Annotated in this window: 15 protein-coding genes and 1 tRNA gene; 4 read left to right on the top strand and 12 right to left on the bottom strand. The window is 66.4% G+C overall.

The genetic code is table 11. From position 1 onward, the window contains the following. Positions 1–7: 7 nt before the first annotated feature. The 3 genes from J2X09_RS08080 to J2X09_RS08070 all read right to left on the bottom strand — a co-directional run bounded on the left by J2X09_RS08080 (position 8) and on the right by J2X09_RS08070 (position 5,220). The gene (locus J2X09_RS08080; RefSeq protein WP_204732256.1) at positions 8–2,269 is read right to left on the bottom strand and encodes a PhoX family protein; all 2,262 of its coding nucleotides are present in this window, start codon (positions 2,267–2,269) and stop codon (positions 8–10) included. A gap of 152 nt (positions 2,270–2,421) precedes the next feature. Next, complete coding sequence (arsC, locus tag J2X09_RS08075) at positions 2,422–2,781, bottom strand: arsenate reductase (glutaredoxin) (protein ID WP_204732257.1); 360 nt, start codon at positions 2,779–2,781, stop codon at positions 2,422–2,424. 12 nt (positions 2,782–2,793) lie between these two features. Then, complete coding sequence (locus tag J2X09_RS08070) at positions 2,794–5,220, bottom strand: UvrD-helicase domain-containing protein (protein WP_204732258.1); 2,427 nt, start codon at positions 5,218–5,220, stop codon at positions 2,794–2,796. A gap of 233 nt (positions 5,221–5,453) precedes the next feature. On the opposite strand from J2X09_RS08070, the gene J2X09_RS08065 reads away from it, so the two are divergent. After that, a complete protein-coding gene (locus J2X09_RS08065; protein WP_204732259.1) occupies positions 5,454–6,431 on the top strand; it encodes a GMP reductase in 978 nt (325 codons plus the stop codon). Positions 6,432–6,736: 305 nt separating this feature from the next. Here the strand turns inward: J2X09_RS08065 and J2X09_RS08060 are convergent, their stop codons facing one another. Then, positions 6,737–7,621 carry an alpha/beta hydrolase gene (locus tag J2X09_RS08060; protein ID WP_204732260.1) on the bottom strand — a complete coding sequence of 295 codons (885 nt, stop codon included), beginning with the start codon at positions 7,619–7,621 and terminating at the stop codon, positions 6,737–6,739. Between the two features lie 89 nt (positions 7,622–7,710). On the opposite strand from J2X09_RS08060, the gene J2X09_RS08055 reads away from it, so the two are divergent. After that, complete coding sequence (locus J2X09_RS08055; protein ID WP_204732261.1) at positions 7,711–8,610, top strand: NAD(P)-dependent oxidoreductase; 900 nt, start codon at positions 7,711–7,713, stop codon at positions 8,608–8,610. Positions 8,611–8,637: 27 nt separating this feature from the next. After that, a tRNA-Ala gene (locus J2X09_RS08050) sits at positions 8,638–8,713 on the top strand. A 140-nt stretch (positions 8,714–8,853) separates the two neighbouring features. Here J2X09_RS08050 and J2X09_RS08045 read toward each other — a convergent pair. The 8 genes from J2X09_RS08045 to J2X09_RS08010 are packed head-to-tail and all read right to left on the bottom strand — an operon-like array spanning position 8,854 to position 16,161. Beyond that, positions 8,854–10,455 (bottom strand): AMP-binding protein, encoded by a 1,602-nt coding sequence (locus J2X09_RS08045; RefSeq protein ID WP_204732262.1) that lies wholly within the window; start codon positions 10,453–10,455, stop codon positions 8,854–8,856. A gap of 24 nt (positions 10,456–10,479) precedes the next feature. Next, entirely contained in the window at positions 10,480–11,049 is a 570-nt protein-coding gene (locus J2X09_RS08040; RefSeq protein WP_204732263.1) for a MarR family winged helix-turn-helix transcriptional regulator, read from the bottom strand. After that, positions 11,046–11,651 (bottom strand): carboxymuconolactone decarboxylase family protein, encoded by a 606-nt coding sequence (locus J2X09_RS08035; RefSeq protein ID WP_204732264.1) that lies wholly within the window; start codon positions 11,649–11,651, stop codon positions 11,046–11,048. The genes J2X09_RS08040 and J2X09_RS08035 overlap by 4 nt, the downstream gene beginning before the upstream one ends. Then, the gene (locus tag J2X09_RS08030) at positions 11,648–12,355 is read right to left on the bottom strand and encodes an ABC transporter ATP-binding protein (RefSeq protein ID WP_204732265.1); all 708 of its coding nucleotides are present in this window, start codon (positions 12,353–12,355) and stop codon (positions 11,648–11,650) included. Before J2X09_RS08030 ends, J2X09_RS08035 begins: the two co-directional genes overlap by 4 nt. After that, positions 12,348–13,130, bottom strand: a complete 783-nt coding sequence (locus J2X09_RS08025; RefSeq protein ID WP_204732266.1) for an ABC transporter ATP-binding protein — start codon at positions 13,128–13,130, stop codon at positions 12,348–12,350. The genes J2X09_RS08030 and J2X09_RS08025 overlap by 8 nt, the downstream gene beginning before the upstream one ends. Further along, complete coding sequence (locus J2X09_RS08020; RefSeq protein ID WP_310307946.1) at positions 13,127–14,071, bottom strand: branched-chain amino acid ABC transporter permease; 945 nt, start codon at positions 14,069–14,071, stop codon at positions 13,127–13,129. The genes J2X09_RS08025 and J2X09_RS08020 overlap by 4 nt, the downstream gene beginning before the upstream one ends. A 31-nt stretch (positions 14,072–14,102) precedes the next feature. Continuing rightward, on the bottom strand, positions 14,103–14,957 hold the full coding sequence (locus tag J2X09_RS08015) for a branched-chain amino acid ABC transporter permease (RefSeq protein WP_204732267.1): 855 nt from the start codon (positions 14,955–14,957) through the stop codon (positions 14,103–14,105). A gap of 19 nt (positions 14,958–14,976) precedes the next feature. Beyond that, a complete protein-coding gene (locus J2X09_RS08010; protein WP_204732268.1) occupies positions 14,977–16,161 on the bottom strand; it encodes an ABC transporter substrate-binding protein in 1,185 nt (394 codons plus the stop codon). Between the two features lie 189 nt (positions 16,162–16,350). Between J2X09_RS08010 and J2X09_RS08005 the strand changes: the two genes are divergently transcribed. Then, the gene (locus tag J2X09_RS08005) at positions 16,351–17,115 is read left to right on the top strand and encodes an SDR family oxidoreductase (protein WP_204732269.1); all 765 of its coding nucleotides are present in this window, start codon (positions 16,351–16,353) and stop codon (positions 17,113–17,115) included. Positions 17,116–17,152 lie beyond the last annotated feature (37 nt).

Below are 17,152 nucleotides of genomic sequence, written 5' to 3'. Positions count from 1 at the left end.
AGACGCCTCAGACGCCGATCACGCCACCGTCAGTGCGGGTGATCACGATCGTGGCCGAGCGCGGACGGCCTGCCGGGCCGTAACCCACGTTGCCAGGCCACTGGCTCTGGAACGTGAACGACGGGTTGGTTCCGATGGCCGGCGTGTTCTCGCCCGGGTGCTGGATGTTCACGAAGATCGCACGGCCGTCGGCCGACTCGGTGATGCCCGTGACTTCCGCGCCGCGCGGCGACACCAGGAAGCGGCGCAGACGGGCTTCGCCCAACGCGGCACCGATGAAGGTGTTCTGCGTGCCGCTGACACCGGCGACGGTGTTGTTCACCGTGATCGCGCCACCGTCACCCACGGAACCGGGGATCGCCGCCAGCAGCATGCAGTTGCTCTGGTCGGTGTAGGCGCCGTCGTCGGTCTGGATCCAGCAGATGCCGGTGACCTTGCTGAACCACAGGCCGTCGGGCGAGGAGAAGTCGTTCTTCGCATTCAGACCGGAGAGGTTGATGCTGGCGCCCGCGTCTTCTTCCGCACCGAACAGGAAGATGTCCCAGGCGAAGGTGGTGGCGGTGGAGGCGCCGGCGGTTTCGCGGAAGCGGATGATGTGACCGTTCGGGTTGCCACCGACCTGACCACGGCCATCGTTGTCCGTGTACGAACGCGGGTTGGCCGCATTGGTGCCGGTCACCGGGCGGCTGGCGTTGTTGCTGTTGGTCATGGTGAAGTAGATCTCACCGTTGGCCGGGTTCACGGCACCCCACTCCGGGCGGTCCATCTTGGTGGCGCCCACCGCATCGGCGGCGTGGCGCGCGTTGATCAGCACATCGGCCTGGTTCGCGAACACGTAGGTGGCGTAGCCGCTGATCAGCGGGTTGGCAATGTTGAGCTCGATCCACTCGCCGCTGCCGGTGTCGTTGAACCGTGCAACGTAGAGACGACCTTCGTTGAGGTACTTGTCGCCCGCGGCCGATCCACCACCGATGTCGGCCTCGCTCCACACCGCGGTGGAGACGAACTTGTAGATGTACTCGTTGCGCGAGTCGCAGCCCATGTAGAAGGCCAGCGGCTGGCCCACCACGGGAAGACCACACACCGCAGCTTCATGGGCGAACCGGCCCATGGCCACACGCTTGGCCGGTGTTCCGTTCGTCAGCGGGTCGATCTCCACGATATAGCCGAAGGTGTTCGGCTCATTGCGGAAGTCCTGCGCGGCGGTGGCGCCCGGCGCCGACACGTTCCAGCGGCCGAAGCGGTTGTCGGTGGCGGCACTGGCGGTGGCCGACCAGCCCTGCGAACCCGCGCTGGTGGCGGTACCGCTGAGCGGGACGCGCGCCACGCCATAGCGCTGGCGCGAGGTCTGGGTCTTGGTGTCGACGGCCGTCGAACCGGTGGGCATGAAGAAGTAGGCCGCCCAGTTCTCTTCACAAGCCAGGTACGTGCCCCAGGGCGTTTTGCCATGGCCGCAGTTGTTCAGCGTACCGCGCGAGGTGGCGCCGGAGGTGTCGTACGCCGTCACCATGAAACTGCGGATGTCGGCGAGGTGCGCGGCCGGGCCGGCGATGCGCATCGGCGACTGGCCGGTGACCCGGCGGTTGTAGAGCGAATCCAGCTTGTATTCCCAACGACCGCTGCTGTTCTTGCCCACCTCGGCCACGGAAACACCGTGGTGATTGATTTCCTTGAGCACTTCGAGCTCGGGGCGCACGCCCAGGTCCCAGCTGTCGAACTGGCTGAACTTCTTGCCTGCCACGCCACCGGAAGTCTGGCCATTGGGATGGAAGAAATGCGCATCGGCCGAACTCTCGTGGTTCATCACCAGCACGGCGCGGTTGGTCTCGGTGGCCGAGTAACGGCCGCTGGCGTTGATGTAGTACAGGTCCATGCCGTCGTGGTGATCGCCCACGCGCATGGTCCATTCGTCGGTCTCCGCACCGGTGTTGCTGTAGGCGGGGATGCTGGACACCAGCCGGTCGCCGGTGGCGTGCACCACGCTGTAGGTGTAACCGGCGGGCAGAACCACGTCGTCAAGCAGGCTCTTGTCGATGGCGGTGAAGCCGAGCGACGGGCCGGCGGGTGGTGCGGGAGCGGGCGCGGGCGCGGGTGCCGGTGCATCGCTGCCACCACCGCAGGCGGCCATGAAAGGAATGCTCGACAAAGCGGCCAGACCCACGCCACCGCGGATCAGGTTGCGGCGGGACATCGAGGCACGCTCGATCACCTGCTGGATGTGCTCGTTGGGGGACTCGTTGAAGTTTTCTTCGGGATCGTGGTGCGACATGGGGGCTCCGGGGGTTGCATGAAAAAGCCCCCGCAGTGTCTGTTTCAAACATGACCGTCCCGTGACTGTCGCAATGGCCGAGCAACGCGCTTCGGCATGCGCGTTGTCATCAAACCATCACATCGGGCGCACACCCTGGTGCGGCCCGCCGCTCAGACCGCCGGCAGGATGTCGAGCACCTTCTCGACCGGACGGCACAGCCGCGTGCCCAGCGGCGTGACCACGATGGGCCGGTTCATGAGGATGGGGTGTTCGACCATGAAGTCGAGCAGCTGGTCGTCGCTCCACTTCGGGTCGGCCAGGCGCAGCTCCTCGTAGGGCGGGGCCTTGCCGCGCAGGATGTCGCGCACAGAGCCGCCAGTGGCCGCCACCAATTGGACGAGCTTCTCGCGGCCCGGCGGCGTCTTGAGGTATTCGATGACCTCGGGCTCCAGGCCGCGTTCGCGCAACAGGGCCAGCACGTTGCGCGAGGTGCCGCAGGCGGGGTTGTGGTAGATCGTGATGTTGCTCATGGGATTCCGGGTTCAGGTGATCGGGGTGAGTTTGGCCACGCTGAGGGCCAGCCATTTGGTGCCGTGGCGCGTGAAGTTGACCTGGGCGCGCGCGTCGGCACCCGCCCCCTCCACCGCCAGTACCTTGCCCTCCCCGAACTTATTGTGGAACACGGTCAGGCCAGCGCGGATCTCGGTGCCCCGATCAGGCTCGGGCTCGGCCTGGCCCAGCCCCTTCGGGTCGCCACGCTCCTTGAAGCCGGGCGACCACGCGGGCTGCAGCGCGGCCGGTGCGCCAAAGCCGCCGCGTCGGCCGTTCTGCCACTGGCCACCACCGCCCATGCCACCGGGCGCAGCCCAGGCGGGCTGGGGTGGCGTGAGCCATTTCAGGCAGGCCTCGGGCAGTTCGTCGAAGAAGCGGCTCTTGAGGTTGTAGCGCGTCTGGCCATGCAGCATGCGGGTCTGCGAGTGGCTGAGGTACAGGCGCTTGCGCGCACGCGTGATCGCCACGTACATCAGGCGCCGCTCTTCCTCCAGGCCTTCCCGGTCGCTCATGGAGTTCTCGTGCGGGAAGAGCCCCTCTTCCATGCCGGTGATGAACACGCAGTCGAACTCCAGACCCTTGGCCGCATGCACCGTCATCAGTTGCACGGCATCCTGACCTGCCTGCGCCTGGTTGTCACCCGACTCCAGCGCGGCATGTGTCAGGAAGGCCGCGAGGGGGCTGAGCGTTTCACCCGTCTCGGCATCGGGCGCAAGGGGTTCGTCCAGCACCGGCAGGTTCGGGTCCAGGCCCTGGCTCGCCGGGCTTTGCGTGAGTGGTTTGCCCAGTTCGTCCACCGGCAATGCCACTGCATCGCGGCCGAAGCCCTCCACGCTCACGAAGCTTTCCGCCGCGTTCACCAGTTCCTCCAGGTTCTCCACCCGGTCCTGCCCTTCGCGCTCGGCGCGGTAGTGCTCGATGAGCCCGCTGTGCTCGAGCACGAGCTCGATGATCTCGCGCAGGGTGCTGCCTTCGGTCTGTTCGCGCACCACATCGAGCTTCGCGACGAATGCACCGATGGCCACGCCCGCCCGGCCGGTGACGGCACTCACCGCATCGTGAAGCGAACAGCCCGATGCGCGCGCCACGTCCTGCAGCTGTTCGATGCTGCGCGCACCGATGCCGCGCGGCGGGAAGTTGACGACGCGCAGAAAGCTCGTGTCGTCGTGCGGGTTCTCCAGCAGGCGCAGATAGGCCAAGGCATGCTTGATCTCGGCGCGCTCGAAAAAGCGCAGGCCGCCATACACGCGGTAGGGCATGCCGGCATTGAACAGCGCCGTCTCCACCACGCGGCTCTGCGCGTTGCTGCGGTAGAGCACCGCCATCTCGCTGCGCGGCACGTCTTCGCGCGCGAGCTGCTTCATCTCGTCCACCATCCACTGCGCTTCGGCGAAGTCGCTCACCGCTTCGTAGACGCGAACCGGCTCGCCTGCACCCGCGTCGGTCCGCAGGTTCTTGCCGAGGCGGTGCGTGTTGTGGCTGATCAGCTGGTTGGCCGAGTCGAGGATGTTGCTCACGCTGCGGTAGTTCTGCTCCAGCTTGATCTGGTGGCGCACCTGGAACTCGCGCACGAAGTCGGCCATGTTGCCCACGCGAGCACCACGGAAGGCGTAAATGCTCTGGTCGTCGTCACCCACTGCGAACACCGCGTTGCCCGAGGACGACAAGCCTTCGAGCGGCGGTGCGCTGAACATCTTGATCCAGGCGTACTGCAGGCGGTTCGTGTCCTGGAATTCGTCGATGAGGATGTGCCGGAAGCGCCGCTGGTAGTGCTCGCGAACCGGGTCGTTGTCGCGCAGCACTTCATAGCTGCGCAACATGAGCTCACCGAAGTCGACCACGCCCTCGCGCTGGCACTGCTCCTCGTAGAGCGCGTACAGCTCGATCTTCTTGCGCGTCTCTTCGTCGCGCGCCACCACGTCCTGCGGACGCTGGCCGTCCTCCTTGCAGCCACTGATGAAGTACTGGAGCTGCTTCGGCGGATAGCGCTCGTCGTCGACGTTGAACTGCTTGCACAGCCGCTTGATGGCCGATAGCTGGTCCTGCGTGTCCAGGATCTGGAAGGTGGCCGGCAGGCTGGCCAGCTTGTGGTGGGCGCGCAGGAAGCGGTTGCACAGCCCGTGGAAGGTGCCGATCCACATGCCGCGCACGTTGATCGGCAGCATGGCCGAGAGCCGCGTCATCATTTCCCTGGCAGCCTTGTTGGTGAAGGTCACCGCCAGAATGCCGCCGGGCGAGACCTGACCGCTCTGCAACAGCCAGGCAATGCGCGTGGTGAGCACCCGCGTCTTGCCCGAACCCGCGCCCGCCAGGATGAGCGCGTGCTCCGCCGGCAGCAGCACGGCAGAGGCCTGCTCGGCGTTGAGGCCCGCGATGAGGGGCGAGGAGGACGGAACGATGGGGTCTTCAAACAGCATCCACCGATTGTAGGAAGCCGACCTGCCCTCGGCGCCTCATACGGTGACCCGTATACACCTCATAACAAAAGGGATTGACGGGCAGCCCCACGCGGGCTCCTTGAGGTCGCTACAATCAGTCACCGGGCCCAAGATTCTTGCGCCCGGTTTCTTTTTGGGCTTTCGCGCCCGGAGAACCGGCCAGACCAAGCGCTCATCTGTTCAACAACAGCTTTCTGAAGCCTGGTTCTCAAATGGAAATCTTCGACTACGACAACATCCTGCTGCTGCCACGCAAGTGCCGCGTGGAAAGCCGCTCCGAGTGCGACGCCGGTGTGGAACTCGGTGGCCGCAAGTTCCGCCTGCCGGTGGTGCCCGCCAACATGAAGACGGTGGTGGACGAAAAGATCTGCACCTGGCTGGCGAAGAACGGTTACTTCTACGTGATGCACCGTTTCGACCTGGACAACGTGCAGTTCGTGCGCGACATGCAGGGTGCCGGCGTGTTTGCCTCGATCTCGCTGGGCGTGAAGGCGCCCGACTACGCCACGGTGGACACGCTGGTGGCCGAAGGCCTGGTGCCAGAGTACATCACCATCGACATCGCGCACGGCCACGCCGACAGCGTGAAGAACATGATCCGCTACCTGAAGGAGAAGCTGCCAGCGTCGTTCGTGATCGCGGGCAACGTGGCCACGCCGGAAGCGGTGATTGATCTGGAAAACTGGGGTGCGGACGCGACGAAGGTCGGCGTGGGGCCGGGCAAGGTGTGCATCACCAAGCTGAAGACGGGTTTCGGCACGGGCGGCTGGCAGTTGTCGGCGCTCAAGTGGTGCGCCCGCGTGGCGACCAAGCCCATCATTGCCGATGGTGGCATCCGCAGCCACGGCGACATTGCCAAGAGCATCCGTTTCGGCGCGACGATGGTGATGATCGGCTCGCTGTTCGCGGGGCACGAGGAGTCGCCAGGCAAGACCGTGGAGGTGGATGGCGAGCGTTTCAAGGAGTACTACGGCTCAGCCAGCGACTTCAACAAGGGCGAGTACAAGCACGTCGAGGGCAAGCGCATTCTGGAACCGGTGAAGGGTCCGCTGGCGAACACGCTGGTGGAGATGGAGCAGGACGTGCAGAGCTCGATCAGCTATGCGGGTGGCACGAAGCTGATGGACATCCGCAAGGTGAACTACGTGATCCTGGGTGGGGACAACGCGGGTGAACATCTCTTGATGTGAGATTGCCTCTAACGAGGCATTTCGTTTGACTACCTCGCGGTTCAGGAGCACCTGGGGCTCTGCTCCGCGAATGTCCCCCGGCGGCGGGAGGCCGCCTCCTCCTTTATTTCGCTGCGCAGAGCCCCAGGCACTCCTGAACAACAACGGCATTGGCGTGCCAACAGACCAAGCGCCAGCAAGGTCGTCGGTGATCGGGGTGGCCGGCGCAGCGGCATAAAAGGAGGAGAACCGGCGCAGCCGGTTCGGGGGACAGCCGCGGAACCGGCCACCCCTGTCGCCGACGACCGTCCTCGCCGGAAACGACCCTACAAGCCGAGCAACGACCGCACCAACCGGTGCAACCGCGACCGAGGATCGGCCAACGCATCGACGATGCTGAAATGGTTGATGCCCTTCAGGGACTCGCACACCGGCACCACCTGTTCACCCCACGCCTGCTGGATCAACCGGTTCTGGCGCAGGAACTCGCTGCTCTCCTCAGCGCCCACCACCGCCATCAACCCGCCCCGCCCCTCGCGCAGCGCGGGAGCGGGCAAACGGGCGGGACTCGCCTTCGCCACCTGCTCCGGCGTGAGGTGCAGCGACGCTTGCACCGACGGCGTGTGCATCACCGGCTCCAGGTCGAACAGACCCGACATCGCCATCGCGTTCTTCACCAGAGACACCGGCAGGTCATCGCCCACCCGCGTCCAGTCGCACGCCAGCATCATGGCCGCGAGATGGCCCCCGGCCGAATGCCCCACCACCGTGATGCGGTGCGGGTCGCCACCGTGTGCGCCGATGTGGCGGTACACCCACGCCAGTGTCTGCACCATCTGCAGGGTGATGTCGGGCACGGTCACCGCCGGGCACAGCGCGTAGTTCGGCACCACCACACAAGCGCCACGCTGCACGAACGGCGGTGCGATGAACGAGTGGTCCGACTTGTCCAGGCTGCGCCACCAGCCTCCGTGGATGAACACCAGCACCGGCGCCGGCGGCGTGCCCGGCTGACGCGGCGCGGGGAAGATGTCCAGCGTCTCGCCCGCACCGTGGCCGTAGCGCACATCGATCAGAGCACGTCCACCCGCACGCGCCTTTTCGGAATCGCGTGCCCAGCGCTCGAAATGTTGCGGATGCTCGGGCACGCGCGCCCGGTTGTTATGCTCGCGCTCAAGCCATTCGGCGTCGTACAGGGCTGGGGTCTTCATCGCGCGCATTGTGTCATGGGGTACCGCCACGGCGATGTGCGCCATTGCCACGATGCCGCCCTCCTTCACTCTCCTCACCTGCACACGACGTGAACACCGCCTCCACCCCGTCACTGCCCACCCGCATCGCCGTGCTCGGCATCGGCATGATGGGCTTTCCCATGGCCCGGCGCCTGTGCGAGGCAGGTTGCACCGTCAGCGCATGGAACCGTTCGCGCGCAAAGGCCGACAGGCTGCAGCCCTTCGGCGCCACCGTGGCCGACACGCCGGCCGAGGCGGTCGCCAACGTGGACGTGGTCATCACCCTGCTGGAACACGGTGGCGCGGTGGAAGACGTGCTGTTTCAGCAAGGCGCCATCGACGGCCTGCAGCCTGGTGCGCTGGTGGTGGACATGTCCTCCATCCAGCCGCGCCAGGCACGCGACCACGCGACACGGCTGGCCCGCCAGGGCGTACGGCATCTGGACGCCCCTGTCTCGGGTGGCACCGTGGGCGCCGAGAACGGCACGCTGGCCATCATGGCTGGCGGCGACGCGGCCGACTTCGAGCGCGTGCTGCCCGTGTTCGAGCTGCTCGGCAAGGCCGTGCACGTGGGCCCACACGGCGCGGGGCAGCTCGCCAAACTGGCGAACCAGATGATCGTGGGCATCACCATCGGTGCGGTCGCCGAAGCCCTGCTGCTGTGCGAGAAAGGCGGCGCGGACATGGCGAGGGTCAGGCAGGCCATCAGCGGTGGCTTCGCGGACAGCCGCATCCTGCAGGTGCATGGCCAGCGCATGGTCGAACGCGATTTCGCCAAGCGCGCCGCGATGACCGTGCAGCTCAAGGACATGCGCAACGCGCTGGCCACCGCTGGCGAGATCGGTTTCGAGGCGCCGATCACCAGCCTGTTCGAGCGACTCTTCTCAAGCGGCGTGGACCACGGCCTGGCCGACATGGACCACGCCGCGCTGTTCGTCGAACTTGCGCGCCGCAATGGCATGCATTGAGTACTTTTGCTACCATTTCCCGCTCGTGGGGACGTAGCTCAGCTGGGAGAGCGTCGCGTTCGCAATGCGAAGGTCGGGAGTTCGATCCTCCTCGTCTCCACCACCCCTCTTCCACCTTCCCAGGGCCCCTGCCTGATTTTTCAGCAACGCGTGGAAAGCCAGGCGGGGCGCAGGCCCCGGCACTTGTCCCAGTCGTTATCCACAAGCTTGGGCACAGTTGCTGGGGAGAAGCCCCTGCAGGGCTCACCCCGCCTTCGACTGCACGTCCAGCGCGCCTTCGATGCCCTGTTTTCGCAGCACCGCGCGTTGCACCTTGCCCGTGGCGGTCTTGGGCAGGGCGTCCACAAACTTCACGAAGCGCGGCTTGGCAAATCGGGGCAAGTGGGCGCTCGCGGTGCGCAGGATGTCCGCACCATCCAGCTGCGCGCCTGTCTTGGGCACGAGCGCAAGCATCACCTCGTCCTCACCGCCCGGCACGTCCGAAGGCACGGCATAGGCGGCCACCTCCTCGATGCCCGGGAGTGCGGCCACCACCTCTTCCACCTCGGTGGCCGAGATGTTCTCGCCGCGCCGGCGAATGCAATCCTTGATGCGGTCCACGAAGGTAACGAGGCCGTCTTCCTGCATGGTGCCGGCATCGCCAGTGTGGAACCAGAGGTTGCGCCAGGCCTCCACGGTCTTGGCGGGCGCATTGAAATAGCCCGCCATGAAGCCGAACGGCACCCTGGGCCGCACGAGGATCTCGCCCATCTGCCCGGCGGGCAGTGTCTCGTCGGTTTCCGGGTCGGCGATGCGCACCTCGAAGTGCTCCTCGTGCGTCCAGCCGGCCGCGCCCGGCACCGAACGCCCGATGCGTCCCCAGATCGGGATGTTGACTTCGGTCATGCCGAAGCCGGAGACGATGTCCTTCACCCCGAAGCGCTCGTGGAACTGCGCTTCGTGCTGCGCGAGATTGGGTGCGGTGAGCACGGCACGCAGGCAATGATCGCGGTCCTGTGGCCCGGGTGGCTGGTGCAGGATGAAACCGGCGGTGGCGCCCAGCAGATTGGTCACGGTGACGCGGTGCTCGCGGATGTCCGAGAGCCAGCTGCTGGCACTGAAACGTCGGCGCACGAAAGCGGGTATGCCGGCGAGCAGCGTGGCGCCCAGCTGCATGAAGAGACCATTGGCGTGGAACAGCGGCAGGCAGACGTAGTAGCGGTCCCGTGCGGTCAACTCCACACACTTGATGGCACCGATGCCGTACAGAGCGCAATGTGCATGCGGCATGAGCACACCCTTGCTCGGCCCACTGGTACCAGAGGTGTACATGATGCAGGCAATGTCCTCGGGCGCGGGGCCGGGGCCGCTCCAGTCGGGCTGCTGTGTCCAATCCGGCCAGGCCACGACCTCCCAGCGCGCGGGCAGCTTCTGATGATGGGTTGCACCGATCACGATCACGGTGCGCAGGTCCGGTACCTCATCGGCGATGGCGGTCAATGCCTCCAGCAGTTCCGCATCGACCACGACGCAGTTCAGCGCGGAATCGACCAGCTGGTGGCGCAGGAAACTGGCGCGCAGCTCGGTGTTGAGGAACACCGTGGTCGCGCCGAGCCGGCCCAGACCGAGCCAGGCGGTGGCGAACTCGCAGCCGTTGAACATGAACACGCCGACGCGGCCGCCACGCCGCACACCGAGCCGCTCGAAAAACCCGGCCGCGCGCAGGCTGTTCGTGTGCGCCTGGCCGAAGCTGAGTGAACCGCCTTCGCTGTCGGTAAGCCAGGGCGCATCGGGTGAGCGGGTGGCCAGTTCCTGGAGCGCGGCGGTCAGCAGCCAGCGGCGGGGGTTGTGAATCTCGCTGTACATGGTGGTGCGGTGTAAGGAAATCGTTCAGGGAATGGTGGTGTCGATCGGGTGCGTGGTGACCCAGGCCATGTCCTCGGGACGGACCATGACCGAGAGGCCGTTCCACATGGCCTCCAGCTCGGCCTGGTTGAGCCGGGCCTGGGCGGCACCGATCAGTTCGATCTGGCGCAGGGTGAGCGAGTCCAGCAGCGCCTGGCCGGCGGCGGTCAGGTGGTTCTGCCGCACGCGCCGGTCTTCGACGCTGTAGCGCTGTTCGAGCAGGCCCATGCTGGTGAGCTGGTTGGTGGTGCGCGAGAGCGCCTGGTTGCTGATGCGCAGCAGCGACATCAGCGAGCCCACGGTGATGCCAGGCACGCGCCCGGCGAAGTGCAGCACGCGGTGGTGGGGCCGGCCCAGGCCGTGGCCCACCAGCACCTGATCGGCAATGTCCGCCATCTGCAGGTGCACGAAAAACACGAGTTCCAGCGTGCGCATGGCGGAGCGCTCGGCATCAAGGTCGGGCGCGGACTTGCCGCTGCGGGGTTTGCGGGTGCGCGGGGCGGCGGCAGGTGTCGGCAAGGTCTTCTTGCGCGAGGCGCTGGGTGTGGTGCTCATGGGCGTGTCTCTTCCATCATTCGGCTCAACCAGCCGACATGATGCAACGCCTCGGCGGGCACGGGTTCCAGGGTCGATCGCATCAGGCTGTTCCAGCGGTTGAACCAGCCGAACAGCGCCACGATGGACACGATCTCGATCAGCTCGTCGTCCGAGAAATGCGGTCGCGCCGCCTCGAACGCCGGCCCCGCGTCAGCCACCGGCAGCGTGGCGCCCGCGCTGGCGATGCCGAGCGCGGCGCGTTCGCGCGCATTGAAGTGCCCGCTGCGACGGTGATCGGGCAACGCATCCAGCTGCACCCAGCCCACACCCGCATGCTGCGCCGCGTGAACCACATGCACCGCGCTGTACGTACAACGTGCACCCCGGCACGCCTCCGCCGCCAGCAGGAAACGCAGGCCGGGTTCGATCAACCCGTCGCCGCGCAAGGTGGTTTGCACCAGACCCAGCACCGCCGGCAGCACGCCGGGCTTGCGCGCCATGGTCAGCAAGGCGTTGGGCCGGTACCCGACAAAATTCACCAGATCCTCGAGTTGCGGGTTTTGCGAGCGAGGATCGTCGGCCGCCAGGGGCGCCATGCGCGCGGTGTCGGACAGGTTCATGCGTGTGTTCCTTCGTGCAGACCGGAGAGCATCGCCTCCAGCCGGTCGTCGATCTGGTCGCGGCCACCGCTCCACACCACACGGCCGCTGTCGAGCAGGCAGAAGCGCTTCGCCACCCGCCTGGGCACGCGGAAGTTCTGCTCCACCAGCAGCACGGCCACGCCGGAGCGGCTCACGAACTCGATGGCGGCAACGATCTGTTCGATGATGACCGGCGCGAGACCTTCGGTGGGCTCGTCCAGCAGCAGGTAGCGCGGGTTGGTGAGCAGCGCGCGGCCAATGGCGAGCATCTGCTGTTCCCCGCCCGAAAGCGAAGTGCCCTGCGCGCGACGGCGCTCGCGCAGTCGCGGAAAGAGGCTGTACACGCGCTCGATGGTCCAGTGGCCCGGCGGGTGGCTGAGCGTGGCGAGCAACAGGTTTTCCTCGGCGCTCAGGCCGCCGATGATGTCGCGGCTGTCGGGCACCAGCGCGATGCTGCGCCGGCTCGAATCGGGCAGCGAAAGGCCGGTGATGTCCGCGCCATCCAGCGTGCGCTGGCCCTGGCGCAGGGGGATCTGGCCCATCATTGCGCGCAAGGTGGTGGACTTGCCTGCGCCGTTGCGGCCCACCAGCGCCAGCACCTCGTTGGGCGCGCAGGCAATGGAGATGCCATGCAGGGCCTGCGCCTTGCCGTAGAACACGTCGGCGTCCGCGAGTTCAAGCATGGGTCGCCTCCGTGCCTTCCTCATCGCCGAGGTAGGCGCGCTTCACGCGTTCGTCGTTGCGAACCTCGGCGGGCGTGCCACGCATCAACACCTCACCCCCCATCATCACGACGATTTCGTCCGACAGTTTCATCACCACTTCCATGTTGTGCTCCACCAGCAGCACGGTGCGGTTCTCGCGCACGCGTTCGATGAGTTCCATGGTGGAAGCGATCTCGTTGTGACCCACACCGGCCAGTGGTTCGTCGAGCAGCAGAACGCGCGGATCGGCCATGAGCGCGAGCCCGAGCTCGACCGCACGCTGGCGACCATGGCTGAGCGTGGCCACCGGCATGTCGAGCACGTCGGACAGGCCCACGACGGCAGCCACTTCGCGCGCACGGTCACCCAGCTCGCTCCAGCGGTTCACGGGTCGCCAGAACGGCTGCAGGTTGAAGCGCGGCGGCTGCGCGGCCACGCGCAGGTTCTCGAACGTGGTCATCTCCTGGAAGAGGTTGATGATCTGGAAGCTGCGCCCCAGGCCGCGCCGCGTGCGACCCGCCACTGGCAGGCGCGTGATGTCGTCACCCCAGAGTTCGACACGGCCCGACTTCATCGGCACGCGACCACTGATCGCGTTGAGCAGCGTGGTCTTGCCTGCGCCATTGGGGCCGATCAGCGCCACCGTCTTGCCCGCAGGCACGTCCAGCGCCACGTCATTGAGCGCCACGAAGCCATCGAACTCGACCGTGACACCCGAGCAGGCGATCGCGTTGGTGTGGGAGGCCGCGCTCATCGCTTGCTCCACCAGTGCAGCGCGGTGCCGGCCAGCCCCTGGGGCAGGAACAGCGTGCACAGGATGAACACCAGGCCCACCAGGCCGTACCAATAGTCCGAGTACGCGGCCAATACCTCGCGCAGCACCTCGAAGAACGCGACACCGACAATGGGCCCGAGCAAGGTGCCGCTGCCGCCGAGCAGGGTCATGATGAGCACATCGCCCGAGGTCTTCCAGTTCAGCATCTGCGGGCCGGTGTACATCATCAGCGAGGCCAGCAGGCCACCCGCCACACCGGAGAGCCCGCCCGACAAGGCCATGGCCGTCTGGCGCAGCGGCCGCACGCCAAAGCCCAGTTGCTCGGCGCGCACCGGGTTCTGCCGCACCGCCTGGAAGGCCTGGCCCAGCGGTGAACGGCGCAACACCCAGCAGGCCAGCACCACCACCACGAACACCGCGAACACCACCCAGAAGAAGTTGGCGTTGTTGAAGAAATCGACCTCGCCCCACACCGGCCGTGCGACACCGGGCAGGCCGTCCACCCCACCCGACAGGCCACGCAGGCGCGTGAGCATGAGGATGGACATCAGCTCGGCCAGCATGAGCGTGAGCAGCGAGAAGAACAGACCGGTGATGCGGCTGCCGATCAGGCTCACCACCCAAGCGCACAGCGCACCGAGCAGACCGGCAGCCACCAGGCCCGCACTGAACGGCAGGCCACCGTGCATCTGCGCCCAGGCCATGCCGAAGGAGCCCATGCCGAAGAAGGCCGCGTGTCCGAAAGACAGGATGCCGGTGGTGCCGAACACCAGGTCATAGCCCAGCGCGAAGATGGACCACACCATGATCAGGCAGGCGACCAAGAGGATGCCTTCGTCGCGCGTGCCGATGCGCAACGCCACGAGGATGGCCATGGCCAGCAGGCACAGGCGGATGTCCAGTCGTTCCAGACGGTTCACAGGAATACCTCCGTGCTTTGCACTGCGGTGCTCATGCCAGTCGCTCCTTCTTGCTGAACAGGCCCTGTGGACGCAGCAGCAGCGTGGCGATCAGCACGGCATAGGTCAGGGTATCGATCCAGTCGGGCAGGTATTGCTGGCCGAAGGCGCGTGTCATGCCGATGAGCAAGGCACCCACCACCGCGCCGCGGATGTTGCCCAGACCGCCGATGATCACCACGATGAAGCAGTCCAGGATGATGGTGCCGCCCATCTGCAGCTGAATGGGCAGCATGGGCCCAGCCATGGCACCGCCCAGGCCTGCCAGCGCGGCACCCACCGCGAACACCGCCGTGCGAACGTGGTCCACGCGCACACCGAGCGTGGCCGCCATCAACGGGTGCGTGCTGCAGGAGCGGATCACCAGGCCGATGCGCGAGCGCTCGATGCCCAGCAGCAGCACCGCCATGGTGAGCAGGCCGACGAAGATCACGAACAGCCGGTAGCGCGAGACGTCGGTGTCGAACAGCGACACGCTGCCCGAAAGCCAGCCTGGCACCGCGATGCTCTTGCCGCTCAGGCCCCAGGTGGCGCGCACCACCTCTTCCAGCACCAGTATCAGGCCGAAGGTGATGAGCAGCTGGAACTCGTGCGGCGCCTTGTAGATGGGGCGCAGCGTGAGCCGTTCGATCAGCACGCCCACCAGCGCCAGCAGCACCGGCACCAGCGCCAGCGCCCACCAGAACCCCAGCCACAGCGCGATCTGGAACGCCAGGTAGGCGCCCAGCATGTAGAGCGCGCCATGGGCGAAGTTGATGATGCGCAGCATGCCGAAGATCAGCGTCAGCCCTGCGGCCAGCAGGAACAGCAGCATGCCGATGCTCAGACCGATGACGAAGGTGGACATGGGCGGCCCGATGCGTCGCTCAGTTGCAGGCCTTGAAGAGGTCCTGCGAGGTGAAGGTCTCGGTGACCTTCATCGTCACCGCCGGCATGCCGGCGCCACCGGCCACCGCGGTGCCGAACAAGCCCATCTGATCGGCCTGGTTGTCGCAGGCGCGCATGCGCTTGACACCTTCCACCGAATCGTTGCGCACGCTGGTGCGGAAGGCATCGACCCATTTCTCCTTGTCCCACACACCGGTGCTCTCCACCACATCGAGCCACCAGCTCATGCCGTCGTAGGCCTCGCCCGCGTACTGGCTGGGCAGCTCGCCGTACCTGGCGCGGTAGGCGGCCACGAAGCGCTTGTTGCGCGGCGTGTCCTGCGTGAAGTGGTAGCGCAGGGTCGAGTGCACGCCGAGCGCGCCCGTTCCACCCACGGCCTGGCCCTGCGTCTCGTCCATCAGCATGGTGCCCATCACCTTCATCTTGGTCGGCAGCCCCACCTCGCCGCCCTGTTTGAGCGAGGTCGTCACGTCGCCGCCCACCACGATGAGCGCCAGGCCGTCGGCGCCCGACTTCATGGCCTTGTCGAGCAGGATCGCGTAGTCCTTGGTGCCGATGGGCGTGAAGTCGATGCCTGCAACGGTGATGCCCTTGCTTTCCAGGTCGGCCTTGAGCGCAGCCCACATGTCGCGGCCCACCTGGTAGTCGGAGACGATGCCGTACACCTTCTTCACGGCCTGGCGCCTGGCGAACTCGCCGATCATGCGGTTCTCCATCGCCACGGTGTTGGAGGTGCGGAAGGCGTAGCGCGTCTTGTCGGCGCCAGTGATGCGGTCGTCGGCCGACAGCGTGATGATGTGCGGCACCTTGCGCTGCTCGGTCAGCTTCATGATGGCCAGCGTCGAACCCGAGCTCACCTCGCCGAACAGGGTGTGCGTGTCCCGCGCCAGTGCGCGGGTGGTCTTCTGCACCGCCACCTGGGTGGAGGTTTCGGTGTCTTCCCACACCACCTCGATCGGCTTGCCGAGCACGCGGTTGTTGCGTTCCTCAAAGGCGATGGTGGCGCCGCGGCGCATGTTCTCGCCAATGATGCCGAAAGCGCCGCTCAGCGGCACGATGCCGGCGATGCGGAAGGCGTCCTGCGCCAGCGCCGAAGCGCCGCCCCGCATGCAGCCCGCCGCCAGTGTGGCCAGGCGCAAACGCGATGCGAGTGTTCGTTTCATGACTTGTCTCCTGTTTGTGATGCCGTTGCGGTCGAGCGCATGTCGATACACCCGATTTCGAGATATACCAACATTGTTGTTATATCTGTGGTGGCGGAGATGAGCACCGGGGTTTTCCCGGAGGCGTCTGGCAGACCGCCGATTACCATGGCCCTCGCTTCATCCACCCTCATCACGCAAAGGATTCGCATGGCTTCCGAGACAACTTCCAGGGTCGCGCTGGTCACGGGCGCGGGCAGCGGCATCGGCCGCGCCGTGGCGCTGGGCCTCCTGAAAGACGGGTACCACGTGGTGCTCACCGGCCGACGCATCGAACCCTTGAACGACGTGGCCGAGATCGCCAGGGCCGCAGGGCAACACGCCAGCGCGATCACCGCCGACGTGCGCGACGAGCACAGCGTGCAGGCCCTGTTCGACGAGATCGAGAAGCGCCATGGCCGGCTGGACGTGCTGTTCAACAACGCCGGCGTGAATGCCCCCGCCGTGCCGATGGACGAACTGCCCGTGGACCGGTGGAAGGATGTGATCGATACCAACGTGACCGGCGTCTACCTCTGCGCGCGCGCCGCCTTCGCCCTGATGCGCCGCCAGCAGCCGCAAGGCGGCCGCATCATCAACAACGGGTCCATCTCGGCGCACGCGCCACGTCCGTTCAGTTGCCCCTACACCGCCAGCAAGCACGCGGTGCTGGGCCTGACCAAGACCATCGCGCTGGATGGCCGCGAGCACAACATCGCCTGCGGGCAGATCGACATCGGCAACGCGCTCACCGACCTCTCATCGCGCATGACCCAGGGTGTGCGCCAGGCCAACGGCAGCATGGCGACCGAACCGATGATGGACGTGCAGCACGTTGCCGAGGCCGTGCGCTACATGGCCGGCCTGCCGCTGTCGACCAACGTGCTGAACATGACGGTGATGGCCACCAGCATGCCCTTCGTGGGCCGGGGTTGACGGCCCCTTCCTACAGCGGGACCGGAGCCCGCTGACA

It is taken from the genome of Hydrogenophaga laconesensis (genome assembly GCF_031457235.1).
Lineage (GTDB): Bacteria > Pseudomonadota > Gammaproteobacteria > Burkholderiales > Burkholderiaceae_C > Hydrogenophaga > Hydrogenophaga laconesensis.
This window is presented reverse-complemented; position numbering and strand designations above follow the sequence as displayed.